The following is a 1,603-nucleotide window of genomic DNA, read 5'->3' as shown; positions in this document are numbered from 1 at the left end:
CGTCTCCCAGGAGGACCCCAGTGGCGGGCTCAATCGCATGAGCCTGGATATCGCCAAGGCCATGTTCCGCAAGCTGGCGACACTGGGCGTGCCCATTCACTCCGAGACCTTTCGCACCATCAAGGCGACCTATTACCGCACCGCGCTGGATCTGATCGAGGCCTACGATAACGATGCGCGCATGAACGGCCTGTCACTCGACCGCCACAGCGAGGAGCAGGCGGTCGAGCTTTTCACCGCGAACATTCTCGAGGCGGGGGCGTCGTTTCTCGAATCGCCTCGCGACAAGCCGTTCATCCCCAGCTGGAATCGAGTGGGCGCGGCGATCCACAATCTCAAGGAGCGCATGTACGAAGCCGTGGAACTCGACAACCAAGGCCAGGTGTAACCGTCCAGGCCCCTGGTCGCATGCAACTCCAGCTCAGACCACGGGATTGTTGGCCAGCACCTTGCGCAAAAAGCGTTGCGTGCGTTCGTCCCGGGGATTGGTGAAAAGTTCATCGGGCGGGCCTTGCTCGATGATCCGGCCCTCGTCCATGAACACCACGCGGTCGGCGACCTCACGTGCGAATTGCATCTCGTGGCTGACCACGATCATGGTCTGGCGCTCCCGAGCGAGCTGTTTCATCAGGGCCAGCACCTCGTCGACCCATTCGGGATCGAGCGCCGAGGTGGGTTCGTCGAAGAGGATGACCTCGGCCTTGGCGGCCATTGCCCGGCCGATGCCTATGCGTTGCTGTTGGCCGCCGGATAGCGATGCCGGATACGCATCCGCCTTGTCCGCGAGACCGATGCGTTCGAGAATCTCGCGCCCCCGGGCATGCGCCTCTGCCTTGGAGAGACCAGCGACGACGATCATGCCTTCGCAGATATTGTCCAGCGCGGTCTTGTTGGCGAACAGGGCGTAGTTCTGGAACACGAACGCCGTGCGCCGACGCAGGGCGAGGATGTCTCGACGGCTGGCGCGGGTGACATCGAGGCTGAGATCGCCCACCGTGAGCCGTCCGGCGTCAGGCGTTTCGAGATAATTGATGCAGCGCAGAAGGGTCGACTTGCCGGTGCCCGACGGGCCGATGACGACGATGATTTCGCCTTGCGCCAGCGTCAAGTCGATATCCTCGAAGACGGTATGTGTGCCGAAGCGCTTGGTGATGCCGTGGAGTGCGATCATCGTTGGTAGGCCCGGTTGAGTCGCTTTTCCAGCCGCCGTTGCAGCCACGAAAGAATTTCCACCACGATCCAATAGATGATCGCCGCCAACAAGAACGCCTCAAAGTAGAGAAAGCTGCTGGCGGCTTCCTTCTGAGTCGCGCCCATGAGCTCGGTTACGCCGAGCGTGAAGGCCAGCGAGGTGGCCTTGATCATGTCGATGAAGTAGTTCATGAGCGTCGGCGTGGCCACGCGTGTCGCCTGCGGCAAGACGATGCGACGCATCAATTGCCCTTGGGTCATGCCGATGGACAGCGCCGCTTCGGTCTGGCTGCGATCGACGCCGACGATGGCGGCGCGAATCGATTCTGCCATATAGGCAGAGAAGTGCAGGGTCAGCCCCAGGATGGTGGCGGTGATGCCGTTGATGGCGACCAGGAAAGTCAGGATTTGC

Annotated in this window: 2 protein-coding genes and 1 pseudogene; 1 reads left to right on the top strand and 2 read right to left on the bottom strand. The window is 61.7% G+C overall.

Annotation, left to right across the window (positions count from 1 at the left end):
• A pseudogene (locus OP495_RS18855) lies at positions 1-388 on the top strand (glycosyl transferase); the annotation flags it as partial.
• Positions 389-421: 33 nt separating this feature from the next.
• Here OP495_RS18855 and OP495_RS18850 read toward each other — a convergent pair.
• Both OP495_RS18850 and OP495_RS18845 read right to left on the bottom strand, forming a co-directional pair.
• A complete protein-coding gene (locus OP495_RS18850) occupies positions 422-1,171 on the bottom strand; it encodes an amino acid ABC transporter ATP-binding protein (protein WP_280571079.1) in 750 nt (249 codons plus the stop codon).
• Positions 1,168-1,603: amino acid ABC transporter permease (locus OP495_RS18845; protein ID WP_280571075.1), on the bottom strand; the 436-nt coding region annotated here is incomplete at its 5' end. The genes OP495_RS18845 and OP495_RS18850, both read right to left, overlap by 4 nt.

The sequence above is a fragment of the Chromohalobacter sp. 296-RDG genome (assembly GCF_029889885.1).
Classification (GTDB): domain Bacteria; phylum Pseudomonadota; class Gammaproteobacteria; order Pseudomonadales; family Halomonadaceae; genus Chromohalobacter.
The sequence above is the reverse complement of the archived record's forward strand: the minus strand, read 5'-3'. Positions and strand labels throughout refer to the sequence as shown.